This window comes from Intestinirhabdus alba, from assembly GCF_009711095.1.
GTDB lineage: Bacteria > Pseudomonadota > Gammaproteobacteria > Enterobacterales > Enterobacteriaceae > Intestinirhabdus > Intestinirhabdus alba.
In genome coordinates this window covers 1-584 of record NZ_WMJZ01000141.1, presented here as the reverse complement: position 1 = coordinate 584, position 584 = coordinate 1, and the positions used below count along the sequence as shown (strand labels likewise).

Sequence of the window (584 nt, the reverse complement as noted above, 5' to 3'; positions counted from 1 at the left end):
TGTACTGACAAATGGTTATTCATAGAGCAAAAAATGTACACTCGATAACACGAAAAAACTGTCATTTTAGGGCTGATTATGATCAACTGTCTCAGGATAATTTAAGGATAAAAAAGATGGATCTTGCAAAGTTAATGGAACATATATCAATTATTCCTGATTACAGGCAGTCATGGAAAGTCGAGCATCAATTATCAGATATTCTGCTTCTCACTATCTGTGCCGTTATCGCTGGCGCTGAAGGCTGGGAAGACATAGAAGATTTTGGTCACGTTCATCTGGATTTTCTGAAACGTTATGGCGATTTTGAAAATGGCGTTCCGGTACATGATACCATTGCCAGAGTGGTAAGTTGCATAAGCCCTAAAAAATTCCATGAATGTTTTATCAACTGGATGAGAGAGTGCCATTCACCGGATGAAGATGTTATTGCGATTGATGGAAAAACATTGCGGGGTTCTTATGATAAAAGCAGGCGACGTGGTGCAATTCATGTCATCAGTGCTTTTTCAACCCTGAGTGGCGTAGTGCTGGGGCAGCTAAAAACGAGTGAAAAGAGCAATGAAATAACAGCCATGCCTGAG

At 40.2% G+C, this 584-nt stretch carries 1 protein-coding gene; it reads left to right on the top strand.

What is annotated here, in order from left to right:
• Positions 1-116: 116 nt before the first annotated feature.
• Positions 117-584: ISAs1 family transposase (locus GJV78_RS22770; RefSeq protein ID WP_155110323.1), on the top strand; the 468-nt coding region annotated here is incomplete at its 3' end.